This is a genomic window from Domibacillus sp. 8LH (genome assembly GCF_038806185.1).
Lineage (GTDB): Bacteria > Bacillota > Bacilli > Bacillales > Domibacillaceae > Domibacillus > Domibacillus indicus_A.
Genome location: NZ_JAVJNG010000039.1, coordinates 1 through 24,559 on the forward strand (window position 1 = coordinate 1; position 24,559 = coordinate 24,559).

General features: G+C 41.1%; 22 protein-coding genes. 15 read left to right on the forward strand and 7 right to left on the reverse strand.

Annotated elements, in window-relative coordinates; all coding sequences use genetic code 11:
• The first annotated feature begins 114 nt into the window (after positions 1 to 114).
• The 3 genes from RG959_RS22475 (at position 115) to RG959_RS22485 (ending at position 2,511) form a co-directional block, all read left to right on the forward strand.
• A complete protein-coding gene (locus tag RG959_RS22475) occupies positions 115 to 699 on the forward strand; it encodes an undecaprenyl-diphosphatase (RefSeq protein ID WP_342799044.1) in 585 nt (194 codons plus the stop codon).
• Between the two features lie 174 nt (positions 700 to 873).
• Positions 874 to 1,368 carry a COG2426 family protein gene (locus tag RG959_RS22480; protein ID WP_342799045.1) on the forward strand — a complete coding sequence of 165 codons (495 nt, stop codon included), beginning with the start codon at positions 874 to 876 and terminating at the stop codon, positions 1,366 to 1,368.
• 318 nt (positions 1,369 to 1,686) lie between these two features.
• Positions 1,687 to 2,511 (forward strand): hypothetical protein, encoded by an 825-nt coding sequence (locus RG959_RS22485; protein WP_342799046.1) that lies wholly within the window; start codon positions 1,687 to 1,689, stop codon positions 2,509 to 2,511.
• Positions 2,512 to 2,825: 314 nt separating this feature from the next.
• Here RG959_RS22485 and RG959_RS22490 read toward each other — a convergent pair whose 3' ends face one another.
• Positions 2,826 to 4,007, reverse strand: coding sequence for an NAD(P)/FAD-dependent oxidoreductase (locus RG959_RS22490; RefSeq protein ID WP_342799047.1), 1,182 nt, complete (start codon positions 4,005 to 4,007; stop codon positions 2,826 to 2,828).
• Between the two features lie 39 nt (positions 4,008 to 4,046).
• Positions 4,047 to 4,478: a helical membrane plugin domain-containing protein gene (locus RG959_RS22495; protein ID WP_342799048.1), complete on the reverse strand. Its 432-nt coding sequence runs from the start codon at positions 4,476 to 4,478 to the stop codon at positions 4,047 to 4,049.
• A 674-nt stretch (positions 4,479 to 5,152) separates the two neighbouring features.
• Between RG959_RS22495 and RG959_RS22500 the strand changes: the two genes are divergently transcribed.
• Positions 5,153 to 5,713 carry an IDEAL domain-containing protein gene (locus tag RG959_RS22500; RefSeq protein ID WP_342799049.1) on the forward strand — a complete coding sequence of 187 codons (561 nt, stop codon included), beginning with the start codon at positions 5,153 to 5,155 and terminating at the stop codon, positions 5,711 to 5,713.
• Between the two features lie 455 nt (positions 5,714 to 6,168).
• A complete protein-coding gene (locus RG959_RS22505) occupies positions 6,169 to 6,414 on the forward strand; it encodes a hypothetical protein (protein WP_342799050.1) in 246 nt (81 codons plus the stop codon).
• Positions 6,415 to 6,687: 273 nt separating this feature from the next.
• On the opposite strand, the gene RG959_RS22510 is transcribed toward RG959_RS22505, so the two are convergent.
• On the reverse strand, positions 6,688 to 6,948 hold the full coding sequence (locus tag RG959_RS22510) for a hypothetical protein (RefSeq protein WP_342799051.1): 261 nt from the start codon (positions 6,946 to 6,948) through the stop codon (positions 6,688 to 6,690).
• 296 nt (positions 6,949 to 7,244) lie between these two features.
• Positions 7,245 to 8,141: a PhzF family phenazine biosynthesis protein gene (locus RG959_RS22515; protein ID WP_342799052.1), complete on the reverse strand. Its 897-nt coding sequence runs from the start codon at positions 8,139 to 8,141 to the stop codon at positions 7,245 to 7,247.
• A gap of 346 nt (positions 8,142 to 8,487) precedes the next feature.
• Here RG959_RS22515 and RG959_RS22520 point away from each other — a divergent pair, with 346 nt between their 5' ends.
• From RG959_RS22520 to RG959_RS22530, 3 genes are all read left to right on the forward strand, one after another.
• Positions 8,488 to 12,198 (forward strand): EAL domain-containing protein, encoded by a 3,711-nt coding sequence (locus tag RG959_RS22520; RefSeq protein WP_342799053.1) that lies wholly within the window; start codon positions 8,488 to 8,490, stop codon positions 12,196 to 12,198.
• A 152-nt stretch (positions 12,199 to 12,350) separates the two neighbouring features.
• A complete protein-coding gene (locus RG959_RS22525; protein ID WP_342799054.1) occupies positions 12,351 to 12,842 on the forward strand; it encodes a hypothetical protein in 492 nt (163 codons plus the stop codon).
• 298 nt (positions 12,843 to 13,140) lie between these two features.
• Positions 13,141 to 13,743, forward strand: a complete 603-nt coding sequence (locus RG959_RS22530) for a class F sortase (RefSeq protein ID WP_342799064.1) — start codon at positions 13,141 to 13,143, stop codon at positions 13,741 to 13,743.
• 144 nt (positions 13,744 to 13,887) lie between these two features.
• Here the strand turns inward: RG959_RS22530 and RG959_RS25250 are convergent, their stop codons facing one another.
• Entirely contained in the window at positions 13,888 to 14,148 is a 261-nt protein-coding gene (locus tag RG959_RS25250) for a helix-turn-helix domain-containing protein (RefSeq protein ID WP_369335198.1), read from the reverse strand.
• 451 nt (positions 14,149 to 14,599) lie between these two features.
• Positions 14,600 to 14,980 (reverse strand): helix-turn-helix domain-containing protein, encoded by a 381-nt coding sequence (locus tag RG959_RS22535; protein WP_342799055.1) that lies wholly within the window; start codon positions 14,978 to 14,980, stop codon positions 14,600 to 14,602.
• 217 nt (positions 14,981 to 15,197) lie between these two features.
• Between RG959_RS22535 and RG959_RS22540 the strand changes: the two genes are divergently transcribed.
• The 4 genes from RG959_RS22540 (at position 15,198) to RG959_RS22555 (ending at position 20,600) form a co-directional block, all read left to right on the forward strand.
• Positions 15,198 to 16,187: an asparaginase gene (locus RG959_RS22540; RefSeq protein WP_342799056.1), complete on the forward strand. Its 990-nt coding sequence runs from the start codon at positions 15,198 to 15,200 to the stop codon at positions 16,185 to 16,187.
• Between the two features lie 26 nt (positions 16,188 to 16,213).
• Positions 16,214 to 17,641 carry an aspartate ammonia-lyase gene (gene aspA, locus RG959_RS22545; protein ID WP_483298918.1) on the forward strand — a complete coding sequence of 476 codons (1,428 nt, stop codon included), beginning with the start codon at positions 16,214 to 16,216 and terminating at the stop codon, positions 17,639 to 17,641.
• Positions 17,642 to 17,684: 43 nt separating this feature from the next.
• Positions 17,685 to 19,109 (forward strand): Na+/H+ antiporter NhaC, encoded by a 1,425-nt coding sequence (nhaC, locus tag RG959_RS22550; RefSeq protein WP_342799058.1) that lies wholly within the window; start codon positions 17,685 to 17,687, stop codon positions 19,107 to 19,109.
• 165 nt (positions 19,110 to 19,274) lie between these two features.
• The gene (locus RG959_RS22555; RefSeq protein WP_342799059.1) at positions 19,275 to 20,600 is read left to right on the forward strand and encodes an NAD-dependent malic enzyme; all 1,326 of its coding nucleotides are present in this window, start codon (positions 19,275 to 19,277) and stop codon (positions 20,598 to 20,600) included.
• 531 nt (positions 20,601 to 21,131) lie between these two features.
• Here RG959_RS22555 and RG959_RS22560 read toward each other — a convergent pair.
• Positions 21,132 to 21,359 (reverse strand): hypothetical protein, encoded by a 228-nt coding sequence (locus RG959_RS22560; RefSeq protein ID WP_342799060.1) that lies wholly within the window; start codon positions 21,357 to 21,359, stop codon positions 21,132 to 21,134.
• Positions 21,360 to 21,627: 268 nt separating this feature from the next.
• On the opposite strand from RG959_RS22560, the gene RG959_RS22565 reads away from it, so the two are divergent.
• The 3 genes from RG959_RS22565 (at position 21,628) to RG959_RS22575 (ending at position 24,122) form a co-directional block, all read left to right on the forward strand.
• A complete protein-coding gene (locus tag RG959_RS22565) occupies positions 21,628 to 21,819 on the forward strand; it encodes a YozQ family protein (RefSeq protein WP_342799061.1) in 192 nt (63 codons plus the stop codon).
• Positions 21,820 to 21,999: 180 nt separating this feature from the next.
• Positions 22,000 to 23,346: a hydroxysqualene dehydroxylase gene (locus RG959_RS22570; protein ID WP_342799062.1), complete on the forward strand. Its 1,347-nt coding sequence runs from the start codon at positions 22,000 to 22,002 to the stop codon at positions 23,344 to 23,346.
• 50 nt (positions 23,347 to 23,396) lie between these two features.
• On the forward strand, positions 23,397 to 24,122 hold the full coding sequence (locus RG959_RS22575; RefSeq protein ID WP_342799063.1) for a DUF421 domain-containing protein: 726 nt from the start codon (positions 23,397 to 23,399) through the stop codon (positions 24,120 to 24,122).
• Positions 24,123 to 24,559: the final 437 nt, after the last annotated feature.

Consider the following 24,559-nt stretch of genomic DNA (forward strand, 5'->3'; position numbering starts at 1 on the left):
TCAAGCTATGGAGGATCTGATTAGAAGAACTGCTTAAGACTTAACTTTTTTGTGTCCAAATTATTGACTCAAATCCAGACTTTAAATTAGCACTTAAATGTATAAGGAGATTTTATGAATTACAATCTATTTCAATTAATAAATCAGTTCGCGGGACGCTTTCCTGTATTAGACGGATTGATGGTGGTTATATCACAAGCATCTTTGTATATATATTCATTAATATTAATAATTATGTGGTTTTATAGGAAGGGAAACTATAAGCACACAGTCGTTTTTGCCACAATAACCGGAGTTATGGGGTTAGTCATAAACTTTATCATCAGCCAGATTTATTTCGAACCACGTCCTTTTGTCACACATAATAATGTTCAGTTACTCATCTATCATGCTGCTGATGCCTCTTTCCCAAGTGATCATACAACAGGCGCTTTTGCATTATCGCTATTTGTTTATTTATGTCACCGTAAGATCGGCTCCGCAATGATCATATTAGCGGTGTTTACCGGAATATCCCGTATTTATGTCGGGCATCACTATCCATATGATGTTTTGGCCAGCATAATGATAGCTTTGGCAGCAAGCTTGTTTGTTTTTAAGATTCGTAAATATTTGAGCGCTATACCTAAGACTTTGATTTTTATGTTCAATCGAATCCTCTTTATGGGTGAGCGTTCCCAAGGCGAAAAGAAAGAGTAATGAAACATTTAAAGTAAAAGACTTTTAAAAAATATAGAAAATAACGATGATCGGCTGGAAAACAGAATTTCCAGGTGTAATGGTGAGGAAATTTGATAAAGGGAGCTAAGAAAACATTAACTAGGCATGGGTCGTTTAGATATTTTACTGAATGTAGTTAAAGGAGAATAGATATTGGACAACTTTAAGATGACTGTACAAGATTTTTTTATTGAAACGCTTAGTTTTCTCCCGCCAGAAATAATGGTCATGGTGATTTCTGCTATGCCAGTTATAGAGGTGAAGGGAGGTTTACCGATAGGGAGTTTTCTAGGGTTATCATTTAATTCTTCACTTTTTTATAGTGTTACCGGAAACCTGCTTCCTATTCTCCCAATTTTATTGCTGTTTAAGCCAATTAGTCACTGGATGATGAGAATAAATATATATCAATACTTTTATAACTGGTTGTTCAAAAGGACGGAAGAGAAGGGGGATAAAATAAGAAAATATGGAACGTTGGGGCTGGTCTTATTTACCGCTGTACCACTGCCTACAACGGGGGCTTACAGCGCCTGTTTAATATCATTGGTATTTGCGGTTCCAACTAGACGGGCGTTTGTGTCCATTAGTCTAGGTGTAATTATAGCATCAATTATGATTGGATTAGTCAGCTATCCTTTATTTTAAAACGATTTATTTTACGTTTACATATAAGAGTCATCTGTAAAATGAATGTAGTGATGAGAATAAAAAGGCTTTAATGACTGTTTACACAAAAGGGAAGTCATTCGCCACATGGCTATGTTTGCTCCCGGTGTCTTACGGAATGCAAATATCTATTTTCACCGGACAAGCTTTTTGGCTATGCTGCATTGTAACAGTTTTAGAAATGAAGATAGACACTCTAAGGAATAAAGGATAGCAATAAGGATGAGAGGAGCGGCGGCAGAAAAGCAGACCGCCTGGCAATGAATGAAGATTAATTTTTATCGTACGGGTTTCGCTTTGTTATTATTAGTTATCCTGTCACTATGTGTACTCGGTGAGCAGCGTAACAAATTATCCTTAACAATAGATCAATTAAAAAAAGATTTAATCGGTGAAAGCATCAACATTGATGGTGATTTTGTTGAAATAACGAAAGACAACCTTGCCTACCTTTCAATAAAGGAAGTCAAAACAAAGAAAAACAGCAGCCGTGTATTGGCAGATATTCAGCTTGAAGAAATAAAAGAAGAAGCTGGAGAGCGTAACAAACAAAAACGGAAAAACCATATTCATCGTGTATATAAAGGAGAATTATGGATCGATTACGAGCGATTCGAAAAGTATGCGCCCTGGATGATCATGCAGCCAGTGCCTAAAAGCTCTTTTTCTTATGAGGAAACAGAAGTGCCAAACTTTATTGATCCTGTTCCCGCCTTAGAAAAATCAGAAGAAGGCGTTTTACACGATCTTCAAACTCAGTATACAGGTAGTGTAATGGTTAAAGGCAGCGGGCCATTCGGCCATTTAGCGCAATATATTTCATTTGACAGGACGAGTTCGGAAGGAATAAGCATTGTTCCTGTAAAGAAAGTTCATTCGTTTAGTTCGGGTATAGCGGCAGAAGGCAGCTTTTCTTTAGAACGTATCATGCCAGTTGAATTATCGTTTAGCTTTGATGTAGAAAAAGTTTCCGATATGTATGAGCAAAACGGCTCTTACCGGGTCTCTGGCAGCATGAATGTTATTTACACATTGCTTGAAGACGACGAAATGGGAGGGACGAGCTGGACGATCACGGATGTAGACACAGAAAACGCAAATTTTACAATCGAGAAACTCTAGTCTTATTGGAAAGTTCCTTAATGCGGGACCATATTATGAGTGTAAATAGTTGGAGCGAATTAAAACGTGTAACTGCCTATTCAGTTTGTACAAGAGAATAAAAGCAGCTAAGAAAAATAGAAAACAGCTTTTAGAAGGTGCCGAAAAAGCATATTAGAAAAAATATGTGCAGCCAAAAGAGAATATACGTTATAGCATTGAACACTTGTGAAGAGCTGCATTCAAATGAAGGTTTGGGAACTGCTTTGTCCAAAGCTTAAAAGCCCGGAAGAAAGATTCTTCCGGGCTTTTTGTTATTTGTACGAAACGGCTGATTAATGAACCAGGCTGTACAATGCTTTAATGTGTGACAAGTAACGGACATTACTTGCTTCTTTCATAAGCGTTGCCGGCAGTCCTTTAAGAGCTGTGTTATTCGCACCAATTGTGGCAACAGCATCTTTACGGCCAAGGCTGGCAAGCGTACCAGAATTCACTGGTTCGAATGTATCCATTTTCTTGCCTGTCAGGTAAGCGAACAAGTTGTAGCCAACAAGCTCACCCATTTGCCAAGCGTTTTGTGCAGTCGGCGCATAAGGGCGTCCACCGTCAGCAGGGAAAGCTACCGCGCTGTCGCCTGCTACAAATACGTCTGCATGTGATTTAGATTGTAGGAATTCATTCACCGTTGCTTTGCCGCGGTCCACTTCAAGGCCAGATTCACCCACGATTGGAAGTGCTGCAACGCCGCCAGTCCAAACGAACGTATTCGCTGTAATGCTTGAGCCGTCTTTTAGCTCAATTTTGTTTCCTTCTACTTTTGTAACAGGAAGACCTGTCAAGAATTCAACACCGCGCTTTTGAAGGCTTTCCGTTGCACGGTCAATCAGAGCGTCCGGCAGTACTGGAAGAATCTTCGGACCCGCTTCTACAAGCTTGATTTTCAAGTCGTTGAAATCAACACCATATTGTTTGGCGATTTTCGGGAAGTTGTCAACAATTTCACCAACAAGCTCGACGCCTGTTAAGCCGCCGCCGCCGATGACGATTGTAGCATCTGCTTCGTTTTTCGTTTCGGCATATGCACGGATGCGCTCTTCGATATGGTTGAAAATTTTGTTCGCATCTTCTACAGATTTTAATACCATGCTGTTTTCTTCAAGACCTGGAATGCCGAAGAAACCAGTCTGGCTTCCAAGACTCACCACAAGCGCATCATACGATAGGGAAGAGCCATCTGCTAATTTAACTTCTTTATTATCTACTGAGAAAGATTCTACTTTCGCAATTTTAAGATCAATATCTTTTCCTTTGAAAAGCTTTTTCAATGGAATCGCAATGGCTTGCTCTTTCAGTGTTCCTCCAGCAAGGCGGTGCAGCTCCGTAATGATTTGGTGAGTAGGGAACTGGTTCACCACTGTTACTTGTGCTTCATTTTTGCTTAAATATTTACGAACAGTCAGGGCAGAAAGCACGCCGCCATAACCTGCACCTAAAATCACAATATGTTTTGACATCGTTTATTCTCCATTCTTACTCATTAAGTGGTAAAAGACTTATTTTTGATTTGCGCGCTCGTTGCTCACCTGAAGGAACGCATTTGCAAAACGGAATAGTTTTTGGGCCTGCGGATCTTTCAGCATTTTCATCAAACCAAACAAGCCAATTACTTCATTACTTTCATCTGCACGGTCTTTTGCTTCAATAGCAGTAGCCGCAAGGTTCTTAACAGTATGTGTAACCGGTTCTGCAAGTTCTGTAACCGCACTAACCGTATCATTTTTTAACACGTCGTCTGTTGCAACAGATTGAGCGAAATCATATGTTTTTGTTAGAATCGTCGTCAATTCTGTTAATTTAGGTAGGTGTTCAACTAAAACTGTTAATGATTCTTGTACTTCAGGCTTTAAAAGCTGATCAAGTACGTCTAATTGTTCCTGGCTCACAGTCAATGTTTCAGACTTTGGTTGAGTCATTGTTTCTGGCATAACCCATTCTCCTTTGCCATAGCTGTTTGCTATGTATGTATTCTCCAAATTCCTAAAAGTTTGTGAAATATTGCACAAACGATTCCGTGCGAAATCGCTCTTAACACTATCAGTTAAACTTCACTCCTTTATTATAGCGCTTTATCGTTCCAAAATTCCAGTTTAATTTTCATTTATTCTTAAAAAATTGCTGATAAATCTACGGTAAATATCGACTAAGTCAGTGAGACCAATTGCGGCAAAGGGCTTAAAGATCAAGTTAATGCAGACAATGAAGTGGAGACACTGTGTAGTACTAGTCCTGCTTAAATTCATTTTATGCCTCCTGGCCGTTTATATGATGAAGCCAGCGAAAATCATTAGAAAAACAATGGAGGATGAGAAAATGAAATACACATGGCAGGGCAAGCAAGCAGAAATCGTTAATAAAGAAAAGGACATCGGCGAGTACGATGTGTTTATTGATGTGAAAAGGTCAAGTCATGAAAATAGCGGAAATAGCTAAGCGGAGCAATGAGTTCAAAATGCAAATAATGTGAAGCAAAAGCAGGCAGAAGAAAGAATGATTGCAGCCCAGCGTATAAATCAGAATGCTGGCGCATATGAAAAGCGTAAGCAGGAAGAAAAAGAACAGCGGGAAGCTTTCCAATAAACCATTCTAAGGGGGAAGGATCATGAGAGAAGGGGATTGGGTTTGTGTCCGCTTTGATTTTCACACATATTTTGGCTACGCAAACAAAGTGTATGATGGTCAAGATGCATTTCAAATGTGCATTTTAAAACGGGTTGATAAAAAGGGTAGTCAGCATTTCCATCTAGGGAAATACAAAATGCTATATCAATCGCAAGCTGAACTGATCGAAGTTGAGCATTCAGCAGATGATTATGCCACTTTGATCGATCTTGCTTTAATGAATCGTGATCGGGAATGGTTTAATGAATTAGTTGAGAGGGCTTCTTTAAAGACAGAAGAGCCTCTTGATAAGCAAGAGCATGATTGGATCCTCCAAGGTATGAAAAAAATAAACAAGATAATAGCTGCTGGCTTTGCGGCTCTTGGACAAGCCTTGAGAAATGCTTTTAGTTTTATCAAGGAGAGCTTCACAGGAGTAGTTGATGTGATAAAGCTTTATAAAGATAAATGCCTAGAACGTATCAAGCAGCTAATTGAATTCCGTAAGGACTGGTGGATCAAAGTGGATACAAGGGAACACAATCAGGTACTGGCTGGATAACAAGCAAAAATTCGTAACGAGCAGGTGTGGACGGAATGAATGCGAACAAGCTGATGAAAGAAATGACGTTTTCATTGATATAACTAAATACAATTTGTGCGTAATTCAAATTAAATTCAATACAAAACATTGGCTAGAATATGCATGCATCATACGACTTATTTCCAATAACCAAGCGGAAGCAGCGCTGGCGGTGTAGAAACCCATCCAGTGCTGTTGATTCGTATGTTTTATTCTGTGCATGTATCATTTTCATGACTGGCATTCTTATCTGCAAGGCGAGGCACACGTTTAGGCGGTGTCTTTTATTATTTGGAAGTGTATAACAACAAATGCCTTAATTTTTAATAAACTATTAACCTCTTTAAGTTACTTGAATACTTTTAAGTGTAATGGGGAATGTATTCAGAACTAACATTATTATGTTGTATTCAGTAATTGGAGGGGTTCAACAAATGGAATACTTAAAGCAAGTTGATTGGCGCACAATCACAACTTACACAAATAGTATTTTTATCATTAATAAAGATAAACCCGAGGAATATGTAGTATTGCTGCATCACAACAAACAAGGTTTTGAGGATATTCAAGTATATGTAGATTATGATCAGGATTCAGAGACAGCAGCTTATTATAGAATACTTGAAAGGGCAGCAGATAAAAAAGGAAATATCATTTTACTTGCTGAAAAAGAAGAGTGAAAAAGCAATTTGAAAAAGAATATTCTAAAAAAGAAGGTGGATACAGATGCCTATTACACAACCTCAACCACATTTTTCATCAGGAGATGCTGGTATGTTTCCCGTATTTTATTTATTTAACTAGTTCAATTGTCATTATATAAACTGCAGGCGGCTTGGTCTTCTAGGGTTACTAGGCCTTAATCATTTAAAAAGGAAAGAAGTTAAGTGTGAAGGTGAAAAATAACGATTAAAGGCTTCCTACGGGATGTTTTTCTTTACTCAAAAAACCTATTAATCGAAATTAATAGGTTCTTCAGTAATATTTAAAGTAGCTTTGACAATGGTAACGTCTTGAAAATTAACTTGAGAATTCATTGTAAAGTCATCTGGCAGAGCAGATATGTATTTTAAGAATTCAGCAGCATGTGCAGGGGATTTAAAATGGGTACAGTCCAATATATCACTCGTCGTATGAACAGATCTGCTTCCTTCGAAGGGGGGAATCATTAAATATACGTCTTCGGATTTTAATACATGAGTTACTTTGCCCACTGGTTAATCCTCCTTTATTCTAAAATCTTTTAATACCCGTAATAGGCTGTGAAAAAACCTTTTTTCACAAATATAATGTATATGTGAAAGAGTAAAAAAATAGAACCCTGCAAAGAGACAGGGCTGGATAATTTTCTCCATACCGCAATTGAGGGATTCCCGGATGTTATAGATAATGCTTAAACATTCTAGTACAGAGCAAGGCAGTACGAGGCAGAGCGAAATGAATCCCATTCGTCGTTAGCAGGAAATTAATTCTCGATATAAACGAATTCCTGACGTTTATTCATAAGCCGTCATTTTTCACTTTGATTTAAAAACCATTCACCTTTTGCGATATGGACTACCTGACCGCCCACTTGAACGTCTATAGTTGTACGATGTTTTCTTGCTTTTAAAAACAATAAAGAAGGCCTTTTTATTTCATATCCCTGCTCTACACCAATATCAATTTCCTCATTGTCAAAATAACGGTATTGAACTAAGTAGGCCGCTAAACATCCGTTTGCACTTCCAGTAGCAGCATCCTCTGAGATGCCGTAATAAGGGGCAAAGTCACGTACGTTTAAATGGTTTTCTGCGTTGTATGTTTCCGGGGAAAACGCCAAAATAGCTTTTGCTTCGGTTTGTTCAATAAGCTGATAGTATTTTTCTTGATGTACGTGTATGTTTTTTATGGCATGCAAAGAGGTGACAGGCACAATAATAACCGGCAGGCCGGTAGATACGTCTTGAACAGGAAATCTCTCATCGATATATGCTGGATCTATATTTAAAATATCTGCTATTTGATCAGCATCGATTATTTTTCCGAAAGAAGGTTCATTTTGTTTCATCCATACAATCTCTTTTTTATGATCAAATGTAACGAGTATTTGACCGCTTTTGTATTGCAAGAGAATAGAATCTGCCAGTTCTTTGACCATTTCTTTGTTAATCACAAAAGCTGTGCCGAGCGTTGGATGTCCAGCAAAGGGAATTTCTTCGTTCGGGGTGAAAATTCTAACGTTGTAGCCATCCGTGGTTTTTGTATTCGATAAAATAAACGTTGTTTCTGAAAAATTGATTTCTTTGGCGATTTGCTGCATTTCATCAGCAGAAACGTCTTCTGCTTCTTTAAAAACAGCCAATTGATTCCCTGTGTATGGGCCTTGAGAAAAAACATCGACAATAGAATAAGGAATCGTTTTCATGGGTCCCTCCAGTATGATATGTATTTTTAAAGATTATCACATACATTCCATTATTGTGTGCTGTGCAATGCATTTTCTTCGGCTATTAAAAGTGCTTCATTCGTCAAGAAGTCTCAAGAAAAGGTTACCGGCAAGCCGCAATATTCGTTAATATTCCTCTATTTTTACAAAAACTTTCAAAATATGGCTTTTTATGTGATTATTCGTCAAGAAGACTACATAAAACCCGTACAAAATAAAACAAAAACCTTATATTGTTTCCGCTTCCTTATCAGATTATAATGACAGAAAGTAGATAATTTTTTAATAACAGGGAGCGTATTCAATAATAAATTGGAGAAGAGAAATGGAGACTAACTTTATTACCAATCTAGCAGGAATGCATAAGAATCATGCCTTTCTTCAATCGATGTTCGAAGAGTTAAAACTATCCATTTGGTATATGAGCGTAGAGGATGCTTCTTTTTGGATTTCCAGTGAGGCTGCCCGCCTTTATGGATACTCACAAAAAGGTCTAGAAAACAACCTTTTGCTGTGGCAGGAATTTGTGTTTTCAGAAGATCGCCCTATCGTTGAACGTCACAGGCAACAATTGTTATCTAGCAGTCCATCTACGGTCGAATACAGAATTATCCAGGCTGACGGAACGGTGAGATGGGTGCGGGAAGAAGCAAATAGTTTAAAAGATGAGCATGGAAAAGTAGTGTTATATACAGGTATTGTTCTCGATATTACGCAGCAAAAAAAGGCAGACCTTCAGTTGGCCGAATGGGAAGAGCAGTATCGTCAATTTATTGAGCTGTCTTCCAGTTCAATTTTTTTATGCCAAGCAGAAACCGTTGTGTATGCAAATAACACAGCTTTGCAGGCAGTGGAAGTTTCTCATGCAAAAGAGCTGGTAGGAAGACCGCTCGAAGCCATCTTTTTGCCGCAAGAAGCAGGAGCTTTGAGAGATCAGCTGGACAAAGTTGTAAAGGGCGAGCAGCCTCCTGCCCGTAACATAAAAGTGAGAATGCATAATGGAAAAACGATGTATGTTGAGCTAAGAGCAGTCCCTGCTTTATTTGATGGAAAATTAACAGTGATGGTGGTCGGAAAAGAGGAGCCGGAAGGCGATCAGTTGCCTAAATTCTCAGCTAAAGCAAGCAGCCCGCTGCAATCTGTGGAAAAGGGGCTGCCAGAAACATCCGATATATTCTATTGTGAGGAAAACGATTCACCGGTCCACCGAAACCGTGAACTGTTGCAAAGCGGGATAAAAAGCCAAGCGATAGTAAATGCTGAGAAGTCCATTAAATACGAGGATTTTTATGATTATTTAACGGGTCTGCCGAACCGAAGCGGACTGCATACACGCCTTTCTGATGAAATTTTGAGAGCGTCTGCACTAAGCAAAAGCTTTGCAGTTCTTCTTTTAAATCTTGACCGGTTCAAGGTAGTTAATGACACACTGGATCATACAGCAGGAGATCTTCTCCTAAAAGAAGTCACCATTCGCTTAAAATCTTCCATTTACGATAATGATATGATATTCCGCCAAAGCGGTGATGAATTTCTTATTGTGCTGCGAGATGCGGACCGGGCGGTTGCTTCCAATGTGGCAAAGCGTATTTTGGATGCTCTTTCAGCTCCCTTTACCATTAAAAATCATCGTATTCTTACATCTGCCAGCATCGGCATCAGCTTATTCAAGGAAGATGGAGAAACAGCTGAAGACTTAATTAAGCATGCTGACTCGGCGATGTGCCAGGCAAAGAAAGCTGGGAAAAATACCTATAAGTTTTACTTTTCAAAGAGCGGCGGCTTTAAATTGAATCCATTAAAAATGGAAATAGACCTTTATAAAGCGATTGAACGTGATGAATTATCCCTGCATTATCAGCCAAAGGTCAACTTGAAAACGGGAAATATTGTAGGGTTTGAAGCGCTTCTTCGCTGGAAACACCCGGATTGGGGATTGCTGCCGCCCGCTTCCTTCATTCCTTTCGCTGAGGAAACCGGATTAATTATTCCAATTGGAAAATGGGCTTTATACCATGCATGCAAACAAAATAAACAGTGGCACCAAAAAGGCTATTCAACGGTAATAGCCGTTAATTTGTCCGTCAGGCAGCTGATACAGCCGGATATCGCTGCTACTGTGGCAGACGTTCTGCAGGAAACAGAGCTTGATCCACGTTACCTGGAGCTTGAAATTATCGGAAGTATCTCAGAAGACGCTGATCGAATTCTGTCAGCATTAAAGCAGCTTAAAAATTTAGGCGTGCAGATCAGTATGGATGACTTTGGGACAGAATTCAGCTCACTTCATTATTTAAAGCAGTTTCCGGTTGATACGTTAAAGATTGACCAGTCGTTTATTAGAGAACTTCGTCATAACCCGGATGAAGAAGCCATCGTAAAAAATATTATTTTAATGGCCCACAATTTAAAATTAAATGTAATCGCTGAGGGGATTGAGACAGAGGAACAGCTGCTGTTTTTACAGCAGCATTTATGCGATGAGGGCCAGGGATATTTCTTCAGCCCGCCTCTGCCAGCTGATGAAATAGAAAATACCTTTTCAAAAGTCCAGCAGCTGATGAAAAAGCATGGGCTTCCTGATGATGTAAATGAACGCATGTGGGTCCGGGAGTTATTAGACAGAGCAAAGCAGGAAATGCAGGAGACCATTCGTCTTCAGCAAGGAATGACCTTTAAATTTAAAAAAATTCATGACCAGTTTATTCACACATTATGTGATGGAGAACTGCTGTACCGGATGGGGTTGACGCCTTCTCAAGTAGTTGGAAAGGTATTGTATGATTTTATGCCTCCTAAGGCTGCGGCTGACAAAGAAAAATCATACCGACGGGCCTGGGAGGAAGAAGAGGTTGTTACGTATGAAAGTATGATCAATGGGATTGATTACCTTAGTGTTTTATGCCCCGTCAAGAAAGGGGGAAAAGTCGTAGAGGTCATTGGTTCAGCGGTCGATATCACTGACCGAAAACAAGTTGAAGAAGCGCTTCAGGAAAGCGAAGAAAAATACCGGCTGATCGCCGATAACATGACCGATCTGATTTGTCTGTTAGACAGCAGCGGGCACGTTGTATACACTTCTCCTTCACATACAACGGTTCTAGGTTACCCTCAGGAAGAACTAGGCGGAGACAAAACCATCGCAAAAATGCACCCTGAAGACGTTGAGTTTTTTCAGCAGGAGGTAAAGCAGATTATTGAAACGAACCATTCTTCGCAAGTAGAATTTCGTTTTTTACACGCTGATGGGCGCTGGCTGTTAATAGAATGTGTCGGCACGCCTGTTCTAGGAGAAAACGGAGCCGTCGAACACGTCGTTATGGTAGGAAGAGATATCACCGAAAAAAGAAAAGCAGAAGAGCTGCTGTTAAAGTCAGAAAAATTAACCGTAGTAGGCGAGCTTGCTGCTGGTGTTGCCCATGAAATAAGAAACCCCCTTACGTCGATTAAAGGGTTCGTTCAATTGCTGCAGCAGGGCATGATCAAAGAAGAATTTTTCAAAGTGATTATGGAAGAGTTTGATAGGGTGGAGTGTATTATTAAAGAATTTCTTACACTTGCGAAGCCGCAGGAAATCCAATTAAGAAAGATCAATATTAACAAGGTGCTAGAAGATGTTGAGACGCTGCTGCGATCTGAGGCCCATTTGCAAAATGTACAGATTCTGCATGAAACAAAGCAGTTTATTCCTTCATTTATGTGTGATCCCAACCAGATCAAGCAAGTATTTATTAACTTACTTAAAAACAGCATTGAAGCAATGCCGGACGGCGGGATTGTGCATATTCAATCCTCTATAGAAGGGCCAAATGTATTGATCACCATCACAGATAACGGAATGGGGATTAAAGAAGAACGCATTCAAAAATTAGGAGAGCCTTTTTACAGTAATAAAGAAAAAGGAACCGGATTAGGCTTAATGCTGTGCTTCCGGATTATCCGCCAGCACAAAGGCACGATCGTCTTTAAAAGCAAAGAAAATGAAGGTACCACTGTAGAGGTAAGGCTTCCGCTTTTTGATCGAGCTTCAAGTTAAAAAAGAGTAAGGGTATCAGATAAACAAGGGTGGAGAACATAATGCTTAAGGCCGGGCGCGGCAGTGGCCGGTTTAATCTTATGTCAGGTTTGTTTATAGAATGGAAGGAGTACAAAAACCCTGATGATCAAAAGGGCAGGAGAGATGGAACCATGAAGATTGGAGATATACTTGCGATGACTAAAAAGGTGCCGCTCGAGGAAATCGCAAAGCAATATTTAACAATTGGCAAAACTGCGGCAAGACAAGCCCTTAAAAATGCCGGTTGTTACTGCAAAAGGGGAACCCGGGGCTGGCACCACGATAATCTCCCTCAAGTGGCAGAGCGGTCGATTTATGAGTTTATAGAAACACGAAAAGCAAAAACATCGGATAATCAGATAGCGATCAAAGCATTGATGGCCAGGGCTGACGCCCAGATCCAAGCAGAAGCGGCAGGGACAGACAAAGAAGAATATCACCAGCTTGATGCCATTGACCGTATTTTGTTTCGTGAGCAGCTGGAAAGAGACTCCAAAACGTATAAGGGCTTTTATTGGGATGCAGATATCATCGAGTTCATCAACACGGTCGAGGAGAAAGACCAGAGTGAACTGATGAATGAAATCGTTCGCAGTGTATTGGTGAAAAAAGGATTTTTGTAAACGGATTCGAGCAGGAGAAGCAGCACAATTCCTTTTATATGTGCGGATTATTTGAAACAGCCGGGCTTTTTGGGGGCTGGCTGGTCCAAAAGTAAGGATAGAGGAATTTCCTCCTCAAGATGGGGAGATCCCTGATACGAAAAACACTTCCTGACTCTTATTATCAAAATCAGGAAGTGTTTTTTTATTTGTAGTTGTTTTTTGCTCGTTAAAGCTCTGCTGCTAGGATAATATCTCCAAGCGGCTGCGCGCTGTCTGGTGTTGGTTCAAGCGTGATGGCGATCATTTTCCAGTCGCCATTTTTTTCAATCTTAAAAAGCTTAAAAAAGGCGATAAAGTAATTATCAGAGATGCTGAAGGAAAACAGCTGACATTTGTGGTGCAGTCAAAACGGAGCTATGAACGAAATTCAGCGCCAATCAACGAGGTTTTTGGCTCTTCGGATGAAAAGAAATTAAAGTTGATTACGTGTACCGGCCGATTAGACCGATCGGAAGGCATTCATGAAGAACGGCTTGTCGTGTATACAAAGTTAAAAGAAGACCTTGTTCAAAAGCCGGCCCAAAAGCCATCTGCACCGACTAACATTGAAGTAAACGGTACTTTTGTTTCCTGGCACGCTGTACGGGAAAAAACGGTTGTCGGCTATCGTATTTACCGCGAAGAAAGTAGCCAGTTCAAACATGTGGCAAGTATATCGGCTTTCGAGAGAAAGAGCTATAGCGATCCAGAAGTTCAAAACCATCGGTGTTGTATAACGTCAGTGGTTGAATACAGTCAGGAATCCAAACCATCCGAAAAAGAGCGTGTTAAAAGAATCAAAAAAGGTAAAGTGTACTTAACGCTTTACCTTTTTTCGTCGTTTTTTGATAAGCAGATGCTGTTTCTGTTTATACATTGACTAGCCCGTCACCTGTCATCATCGCATCATGATGCTTTATTAAAGACTCTTTCATCGATGCTGTTAACCGGTCGGCGTTGTATGCGCAGATAGATAGCAGCTTCATAGAAGTTACTACATTGTTGGCGTTCTTTTCAAAAGCTACTATTGAATCTTCTGCAGCCTGTCCAATGTTTCCTGAAGGGGCTGAGAAGGCACTTTTTTAAGGTGTGGATGGCGTTTTTTGGATTGGGTTAACAAAGTGCTGATATCCGATTTCGTCGGGCTTTTCTCGTTTTTTTGATAGGCTCTTTGTTTATCAAGAAGAGCGGAATTATACTGCTGGCGGCAGAGGTTGATCCATGAGTGAAGGGTGCTTTTTTGTTCTTCATTTAGAAAAATTTCGAAGCGGTAATTCAGCATCATTTCAGCTCACCTCCAGTATTTAACAAATATAATATACCAGAAAGAGAACATATGTTTCAACAACTAATTAACAAACAAAAAAAGAGGTCATTCATTTCCCGCTAATTGCGGAGCAATTTGAAGGAGTCCTCTGGCCTGTAATGCGATAAATATACCATGGGAGTAAATAATCGTATAGGTGAAGTTTTCCGTTTTAAGGAGAAAGCGGAAAGGCAGTTTGCGTAAAGCGGAAGCTTAATTTAAAAAAAGAAAGCGGCGGACAAAATATAAGCGTCCCTCTTAACGAAGGGACGCTTAACAGCGAGAAGCAAAAAAAGTCTGAATAAAGAGATAACTTGGCGCGAAAAATGAACGAAAGCGATGGGCTTAATAAAAATGCTGAATCGAGTGTTATGTATAAGAGGATAGGCAGCCGGTGTATGGAAAAGTCTGGTGCTTGAGAGAATAATGCTTATTTTTCACTTGTGCGCGCCGGCTGCTCAAGTTCCCATTTCGTTTTGATAAACGCAACAAACTGGCGGATTTCTTCCTCTGAAAGAACCCGGCCATCAACAGACAGCGTATAATTCGTCAGATGATGTAAGTCAATCATTTTTTCAGCCTGGCAGTTAGGCGGATCTGTATAAGTACCGGGCTCATCTACGCGGCCTAAAATATAATCCACGGATGTATGAAACAAATCAGCCATAGCCGCAATGGCTTCGAGTGAAGGCCGGCGATAGCCCGATTCATAACCTGCATATGTGCTTTTGGCCATGCCAAGTTGATCGGATACATACTGCAGCGACCAGTTTCTTTTTTTCCGCAGGGCCATTAACCTGTTTAAATTCATCATCACCGCTCCTTTATCTTTCCGTTTATTATATCACGTTCATAAAATAAAAAGTACGCGAAGTGAGAACTTTTTAGTCTTGATTTCTTCGATATTACCCCATATAATACAAATGTGTACGCGGAACGAGAACATTTTCAAAAAGAATACGCTTACAAAAAAGTGGTTTTTCTCTCATTAAATAACATGAATTAGTGTATGAAGGGCGTGACTTGTATTGAAACGACTACTATTACTTACCACAGGCGGGACCATTGCTTCTTCGGAAGGAAAAAATGGCTTAGAGCCAGGAATGAATTCAGAAGATTTTTTAAACCACGTACCGGGACTGGAGATTCCGTATGAGCTCCATACGAAAGAGCTGCTGAATATAGACAGCACAAATATGCAGCCGGAAAACTGGGTACAGATCGCCGAGGCTGTGAATGAAGCATATGATCAGTACGATGGCTTTGTGATTACGCATGGGACAGATACTATGGCGTATACATCCGCTGCGCTGTCTTATATGCTCCAAGGTTCTGCCAAGCCGATCGTACTGACAGGATCTCAAATCCCGATTGCTTTCGAAAAAACAGACGCGAAGCGCAATATTGGAGATGCCATTCGCTTTGCCTGTGAGGAAATCGGCGGAGTGTATGTGGTGTTTGATGGCCGTGTCATTCAAGGAACACGTGCGATCAAACTGCGGACCAAAAGCTACGATTCGTTTGAAAGCATTAATTTCCCGTATGTGGCCTCTGTTTCGCAGGAAGGTGTGGAATATAACCAGAATCCTAAGCCGACACTAGAGCAGACATTAACATTGGATACGTCTCTTTGTACGGCAGTAGTTCTTATTAAATTATATCCAGGCATTGAGCCCAGCCTTTTCGATGCGCTGAAAGGCCTTTATAAAGGAATTATTATAGAAGGATATGGAAGCGGCGGTGTACCGTTCCAGGGGCGAAATATTTTAGAAAAGGTCAATGAGCTGGCCTATCAAGGAACAGCGGTTGTGATTACCACCCAGTGTCTTGAAGAAGGAGAAGACATTGATGTATATGAGGTCGGCCGGAATATCGATCAAAGTGTTGTGATTCGGGCAGGAAATATGAATACTGAGGCGCTTGTACCAAAATTGATGTGGACGCTTGGTAAAACAAATGATATTAAGCAAGTGAAAAAGTGGATGGAAACACCGATTGCTAACGATTTAATGGTTTAAAATCAAAAATGAAAGCGGGAACTAGTGTGGAAAAAGAAAATGCGTATCGTATAGAAAGGGATTTTCTCGGTGAAAAAGCACTGCCAGCCAATGTATATTATGGCATTCAAACATTGCGGGCGGTTGAGAATTTTCCAATCACCGGTTATAAAATTCATGAGGAAATGATTCGGGCACTGACGATGATTAAAAAAGCAGCCGCAGCTGCCAATATGGATGCAGGGCGCCTGCAAAAAGAAAAAGGTGCTGCGATTATAGAAGCGGCCGAAGAAATTCTTGCCGGCCAATGGCATGACTATTTTATTGTCGATCCAATTCAAGGCGGCGCAGGTACGTCCATGAATATGAATACAAACGAAGTCATCGCTAACCGGGCTTTAGAAATTATGGGGCATCCTAAAGGAGCCTATCATGAGTTAAGCCCAAATAGTCATGTAAATATGTCACAGTCAACAAATGATGTATTTCCAACAGCTATTCATATCTCAACTTTGAATTTATTAGAAAAGCTCCTTGTGACAATGGAGCGGATGCTGGCTGCTTTTCACAGTAAGGCAGAACAGTTTGACCATGTAATTAAAATGGGACGCACGCACCTCCAAGATGCTGTGCCAATCCGTCTCGGGCAGGAATTCGAAGCGTACAGCCGTGTCATTGGACGCGATATTAAGCGGATTGCCCAGGCCCGTCAGCACCTTTATGAAGTAAATATGGGAGCAACCGCTGTCGGCACCGGCTTAAATGCAGACCCTTGCTATATTGAAAATGTGGTTAAGCACCTGGCAGAGATCAGCGGCCTCCCTCTTGTAAGTGCTGAACACCTGGTGGATGCAACACAAAATACAGATGCGTACACAGAAGTATCGGCGGCTTTAAAAGTATGCATGATGAATATGTCCAAAATCGCAAATGATTTGCGGATTATGGCTTCTGGCCCGCGCGCTGGGCTGGGTGAAATCACGCTGCCGGCCCGTCAGCCAGGCTCATCCATCATGCCAGGTAAAGTTAATCCGGTTATGGCCGAGCTGATTAATCAGATTGCTTTCCAAGTAATCGGAAATGACCACACCATTTGTCTTGCTTCAGAAGCAGGTCAGCTTGAGCTAAATGTTATGGAGCCGGTGCTTGTTTTCAATCTCCTGCAGTCCATCAGCATTATGAACAATGGATTCCAAAGCTTTACAAGCTACTGTATAGAGGGAATTGAAGCGAACGAACAACACTTAAGAGAATATGTCGAGCAAAGTGTAGGAGTCATTACCGCCATCAACCCTCATCTTGGTTATGAAACAACGTCTCAGATCGCGCGAGAAGCTGTACTAAGCGGGAAATCGGTGCGTGAGCTTTGTCTTCAAAAAGGACTGCTTACAGAACAAGAGCTGGATCTCATTTTAAATCCGTACGAAATGACAAAACCAGGTATTGCCGGAAGTGAATTGATCGCACAAAAGTAAGTAAAAGTGCATACAAGCCGGTAAAAGGGGACAGGAGAAGAAGATGAAGACAATTAGACTGCCATTTATGTGGGAAATCATTGTGACACTTGGATTGTTTCTAGCCATTGTTTTTTCTTTTACAGCACTATATGATCTGCCGATTCAATTAGCTTTATTTATTTCATGGTTTTTAGTGATGATACTTGGCACGAGGCTGGGACATCGCTACCAGGACTTGCAGGGAGCGATTACAAAAGGAATTTCCAATGGACTGGAAGCTGTTTTGATTTTAATCGCGGTAGGTGCACTGATCGGTACGTGGATTGCCGGCGGAGTCGTTCCTACACTGATCTACTATGGTCTCGAAATGATTCACCCGAGTATCTTTTTGCTGGCAACGCTTCTGATTTGTTCAGTCACGTCGTTAGCGACCGGTACATCATGGGGAACGGTAGGAACAGCTGGTATTGCGATGATGGCCATTGGTGAAGGGCTTGGCATGCCACTTCCACTTGTAGCCGGTGCAGTGCTTTCCGGTGCGTATTTTGGAGACAAGCTTTCGCCGCTGTCAGACAGTACAATTCTCGCTGCCTCTATGTCAAAAGTAGAGGTTATGGCCCATGTGCGTGCCATGCTGTATCTGGATATACCGGCTTACTTGATTACCGCTGCCCTGTTTACAGGAGCTGGATTTATCTACAGCGGCAAAAATACAGACCTTGAAAAAGTCGAGTTTTTAAAAAATGCGCTTCTTCAAGAGTTTGATATCCATATCTGGATGCTCGCACCGGCTTTGTTCGTTATTTTAATGCTTGCCTTTAAAAAGCCGTCTTTGCCTACTATTGCAGCAGGATCGCTTCTGGGGGCAGTCTGGGCTGCTGTTTTCCAAGGCATGTCTTTTATAGATGCAATGGCGACAGCATACAGCGGCTTTAGTATTAATACGGGCATTGAATTTACCGATCAACTGTTAAACCGCGGCGGCATTGAGGGAATGCTCGGCTCTGTCGCTGTGATCATTTTAGGGCTTGGATTTGGCGGTTTGCTTGAGCATTTAGGAATCTTGAAAGTGATTGTGTCTTCTTTTGAACGCTTCCTAACATCGGCAGGAAACGTAACACTTTCCACGCTGATTGTGGCGTTCCTGGCAAATGTCTTCGGATGTGCCATGTATGTATCACTGATTTTGACACCAAAAATTATGGCGGACAGCTACGATAAGCTGCATATTGACCGAAGAGTACTGGCTCGAAATTCAGAAGTCGGCGGAACGTTGACTTCTGGAATGGTGCCATGGTCAGACAACGGTATTTTCATGGCCGGCATACTAGGTGTGTCCACCTTTGCTTACGTACCGTTTATGTGGCTGAGCTTTGTATCCATCCTGCTGGCGATTATTTACGGTTATACAGGTAAATACATTTGGTATGTAAAAGATCCAAAAGCGAAGGTACAGTCGATCGACCAAACTTCTTCAATGTCATAAATAGAGAAGAAGAAGTAAGGAAAGAATGTATCATATGACCTGCAGTCTGATTTTGTTCTATACAAAGTCAGACTGCTTTGTCGTGTAAAAACTATTTTAAAAATTTTGATCTAAACTATTCATAAAGGAAGCAAATGTTCTCAATAATTGGAGGTAATTGTACGCATGGCATATAACAAATTAATTCGCACACTGATGATTGAAATTCCATCCGTTCCGGGCAGCCTTGGAAAAGTAGCCACGGCAATCGGTTTAAATGGCGGTGATATCGGGGAAGTAGAAACGATTAAAGTAGGCCCGGCTTACACACATCGGGACATCACGGTACAAATTGAGCGGGAAGAGCAGTTAAAAGAAATTATCGAAAGCATCAATGAATTGGAAGGATTCCGCGTGCAGGCAGTATCAGACGAGGTGCTTCGCGCTCACGAAGGCGGTAAAGTACAGATGAAAAGCCGAGTGCCAATCCAGACACTCGCAGACTTGAGCCGCGTGTACACACCAGGGGTAGCAGATGTGTGCAAAGTGATTCAGGCAGAGCCGGAAAAAGCAAAAATCTATACAAACATTGGCAACAGTGTGGCGGTTGTCACAGACGGAACAGCCATTTTAGGATTGGGTGATATCGGCCCGGTTGCCGGCATGCCGGTGATGGAAGGGAAAGCGGCGCTGTTTGATCAGCTGGTGGATATTAACGCGATTCCGATCCTGCTCGATACGAAAAACCCGGATGAAATTGTCGAAACAGTGAAGCATATCGCGCCTGGCTTCAGCGGCATCCTACTGGAAGATATTGGATCACCGCACTGCTTTGAAGTAGAAGAGCGGCTGAAAGCAGAACTCGATATTCCGGTTATGCATGATGACCAGCACGGCACAGCGGTTGTAACACTGGCAGCTGTCATCTCTGCCTGCAAAAGTGCCGGCGTAGACTTGAAAGAAGCCACAGTCGGCCAGATCGGGCTCGGTGCAGCCGGTCTTGCGATCTGCCGCATGCTGATGGCGTACGGCGTAAAATCGGTGTACGGTGCAGACCTGTCAGAAGAAGCGAAGCAGCGGCTCGAGCAGTATGGCGGCACACCGGTTAACGACCTTGGCGAACTCATGGGCCAGTGCGACATTGTCATTGCGACAACAGGCGTGCAGGGGCTGATTAAAAAAGAATGGGTGCAGCAGGGGCAGATTATTCTGGCACTTTCAAACCCGAATCCGGAAATTGCGCCGACAGAAGCGCTTGAAGCGGGAGCGGCTTACGCGGCAGACGGACGCTCTGTCAACAACGTACTAGGGTTTCCGGGTATTTTCAGAGGCGTATTGAATGCAAAAGCAAATGATGTCACGCATCCGATGTTGGTTGCCGCAGCGGAAGCGATTGCTGCTTCTACGAAACCAGGAGACCTCGTTCCTCATCCATTAGATCGAACGGTTCATGAGCGGGTGGCAGCTGCAGTAGAGCAGGTTAGTTTAAATTCTTTAAAAGTACACAGTTAACTGCTCTATTTTAAATGAGCAAACTAAGAAGCCATGAATGGTTTACGGCGATAAAAATATAAGTTTTTCACATGGAAAATCCCTGCTGTTACAGCAGGGATTTTTATTATGCCATTTCATTTTAAAGGCTGTTAATGTATGTTGAAGCTCTCCGACTAACTGGGATAAGGAAGCAAAAGTTTTTTAAGAAGGGGCTCTGCTTAACAGCTGGAAGAAGTCGAGCTGTTTTAATGGTCGACTGTAATAATATCCCTACGCTTCATCACACTTTTCTTCTTTCAGGAGATGAACATGGGCTGCTTCTTCGATTCCTTCTGTTACTACGTGAAGGTTAAGGTTTTTCGCCATTGAATAATGGTTTTCACAAGAGTGCGATCATTTGAGTTTAAATTTGTATCTTTGATAAAAGATTGATCAATTGTGAACCTCTCCACCTAAATCAAGGATTTTGATGGAGCATCATATTCCTGGAGATTTTGGAATAATTCTTGTTTTAGACGCTGCAGCTGCTGTTCATTCTTTTCTGAAAAGTCAGATTTTTTTGTGATTTGTTCTAAAATTGGTTAAGACGATTTCTTCGGTCAAATGCCTGATGTTATAAATTAACTCGACAGACTGTGTATATTTATTCATTACTTCTACCGTTTTGTTGTTAATCGTATGAGAAGTGTAAAGGGAAATAGAGTCCATTGTCACAACGGAAATAAACATAATGAGCATGACTAAGAGAATTTTCTTATGTACAGTTAAAAATTTCATCAATTATCACCTTATATCCTATAAAGGCGGCTTTTAGAGAAGATGTGCCTGTGTCTTGAGTCTTATATTAAAGGGGCTTGGTGAAATTTTAGTGAAAAAGATAGGAGGGGATTGTTCTTTTTAAAGGACAGTTTTCAATGAGAAATGAAACGCCCGCGAAACTGCGGCAGATTCTAGCCTTTGTTTGCTCCGGAAGTGTGGGCGTTTAGCATTTGAATAAGGAATATGTTTTTGCAGAAAATAAGCTTAAAGAAAGGAGGGGGCTGTCATGACAAAAGAAAAGCAGCAAGTAACGCCTGTTCGTAATTTTAATATGAATGATTATCATAAAAATGACGAAACAGCAAAAGGGCTGGCTACGACCCATGAACAAGTGAGTGACCTGTACAAAGAGGGAGAAGTAGCGCCATCAAAATATGAAGAAACACTGCCGAGAAATTCTTCGAACAAAACAAAATAACCTGTACCTGACAAAAAGGCAGCTATTCTCGGCTGCCTTTTTACCATCATAAAATATCTGCCTGGACACATACTGTTATCTTCTTTTGACCTGAGCCAAACACAAGGATACCAGCGCATATTATGGCAAATGATGAGGCAATAATAAGAAGAAAATGAAGACAAAAGGCAGGTTCTTCTATTGGAACAATACGATGCAGTAATTATTGGAGCGGGACTGGCAGGGTTAACCTGTGGTTTAGAATTAGCGGAAAAAGGACAAAAGGTGCTTTTATTAGAAGCGGAACCTGTTGTAGGAGGGCGGACTTCTTCTTATATAGATAATGGGATGAAAGTGGAATCTGGGTTTCACCGCTATATCGGCTTTTATTCTGAAATGCCCAAAATGTTACGAAAAGCGGGCATTCAATTAAATGAGATTTTCACGTGGGAAGAAAAAGTGGAAATACGGGTGAGAAAAAAAGAAAAGCTGATTACCTTAGGCGCTGCACCACTGTTTGGTCCTAAAAAAACAATCATGGGCATTCTAGGAAATAATGAATTGCTTCCGCTGAGAGACAAGCTTTCCCTCGTTTCCTTTTTTCTGAGCGGATTAAAAGACCTTGTTACAAATCCTAAGAGGCTGGATGCCTGTAATATCCGGGACTATGCAAAAAAGCACAAGGTCAGTGAAGATGCCTTTCACAACGTTATTATACCCTTTAGCACAGGCCTTTATTTTTTACCGCCTGAGCGGTATTCCGCTTATGTCTTTTTTGGACTGCTTGCCCCAGCCATTAAACGCTTTTATAAAATGCGCATCGGCGCTTTTTTAGGCGGTATGACAGACGTGATGTGCCAGCCGATGGCGGAGGCGATTGAAAAAAAAGGCGGTATTGTCAAAACAGATCATAAAGTCTGTAAGCTGTACATGGACGGGCAAAATAACATAACAGGTGTTGAGATGGAAGATGGAAGAATCTTTTATGGCAAAAAAGTAGTCGTAGCCACAACCCTTAATTCTGCCAAACAGCTGCTGAAGCCTTTGTTTAAAGATCATCCATGGTTTCAGCCAATGTTCGAGCTGCCGATGATGTCCGCAGCAACACTGCAAATGGAATTAAAAAAGCCTGCTCTCCCAAAAGATATTACAACATTTGGTCCGCGGACTTCTCTCATCAGCTTCGCCGAACAGTCCCGTTCTACATTTCGCCATGTACCGGGAAGGTTATCCATTATTATGTCAAATCCGGAACGTTTTTTAGAAATGACTCCAGAAGAAACATTACAGGTGGTTATAAAAGATGCGAAATTGTTAGGCATGGACTTTGAAGAGGATATTATCGACTATCGTCAGATTAATCATTATGATGATTTTCATTCTCTTGAGCCGGGCTATCACTGGATGCGGCCTGAACAGGTTACACCGGTTGAGGGATTATTGCTTGCCGGAGATTACACCATGCAGCCGTATTTTGCCACAATGGAAGGAGCCGTCGTGTCAGGACAAAAAGCAGCTCGGGCCATTTTGTCATCTGAAAAACGCTGAAGGTCCCTTTTATCTTAAGTAAAAATAAAGATAAGAGAAGAGGTGGATACGTGGAGATATTAAAATATATAGCGCTGCCCATTTACCTTATATTATTAGGTTATATTCTCACAAGACTTTCCGGCAAAAAAGCGGTTTCGCAAATGCACAGTTACGATCTTGTTTTTGTGACCGTTCTCGGTTCAGCTATTTCAGAACCAATAGCCCAAGACAGTGCCTGGAAAGCTACCTGGTACTCGCTTGCAGTTGTTTTATTTTATCTTTTACTGTCCAGGCTCATTCTTATTAACAAGATTAAATCTGCGTTGACCGCTACACCTACCGTGTTAATACGCGGGGGAGATATCGATAAAGACGGACTAAAAAGCGTCAAAATGACTATTGAAGAATTGCTTGGAGAGCTTCGGATTAAGGGTTTTGTAAATCCTGCAGACATTGATATTGCCCTAATGGAAGAAACGGGAAAGGTAAGCGTTATTCCTAAAGTAAACAATCCCGATAAACAATCAAGCGATCCAGAGTTCACCCCAAAGCCTGCTTTCGTTTCGATTCCAATGATTATAGATGGTGAAATCCTGCATCATAATTTAAAGTTTGTGGATAGGGATGAAAAGTGGATTTTTGATCAACTTCAGCATTGGGGTATTCGCAAACAGGATATAAAGCACGTAACGCTGGCTGTTTTTACGCAGGACGGGAGTTTGCAGGTGGATAGCGATAATCCTCATGACCATGAAAAAGGGATCAATAATTACAAGCCCGGAAATGAAAATTAAAAAGCCACAGCTTTTTCTGCGTACTGAGGGAAGAAGGTGGACATACAATCAAAAAAATATAAATTTATTTTTAAAAACTTATTGTGCTGATGAAAAATAAATGTTATATTATTATTCGTCGCTAAGACAGAAAGAATGGATGCAAATGAACAATAGAGAAACGTTGCTTCCTTTGAAGGATGCAGTGAAAATCAGTTGTCTTTGCAGACTTACCAATTGTGCTTTAAATAAGCGACATAGCGTCTTGTGTTAAAATTCATAAAAACATATTGACTTATAGGTCAGCAGGTGTTATGATTATTTAGCTGTCGCAGAGATAGTAAAGTGAATTGAACATTGAAAACTGAACAAAATCAATAAAAACGTCAACGTTTTAAATTTTTATCTTCCATTAAAAACACCCCGTGTTTTAATGGAAACAAATGAGCAAGTCAAAC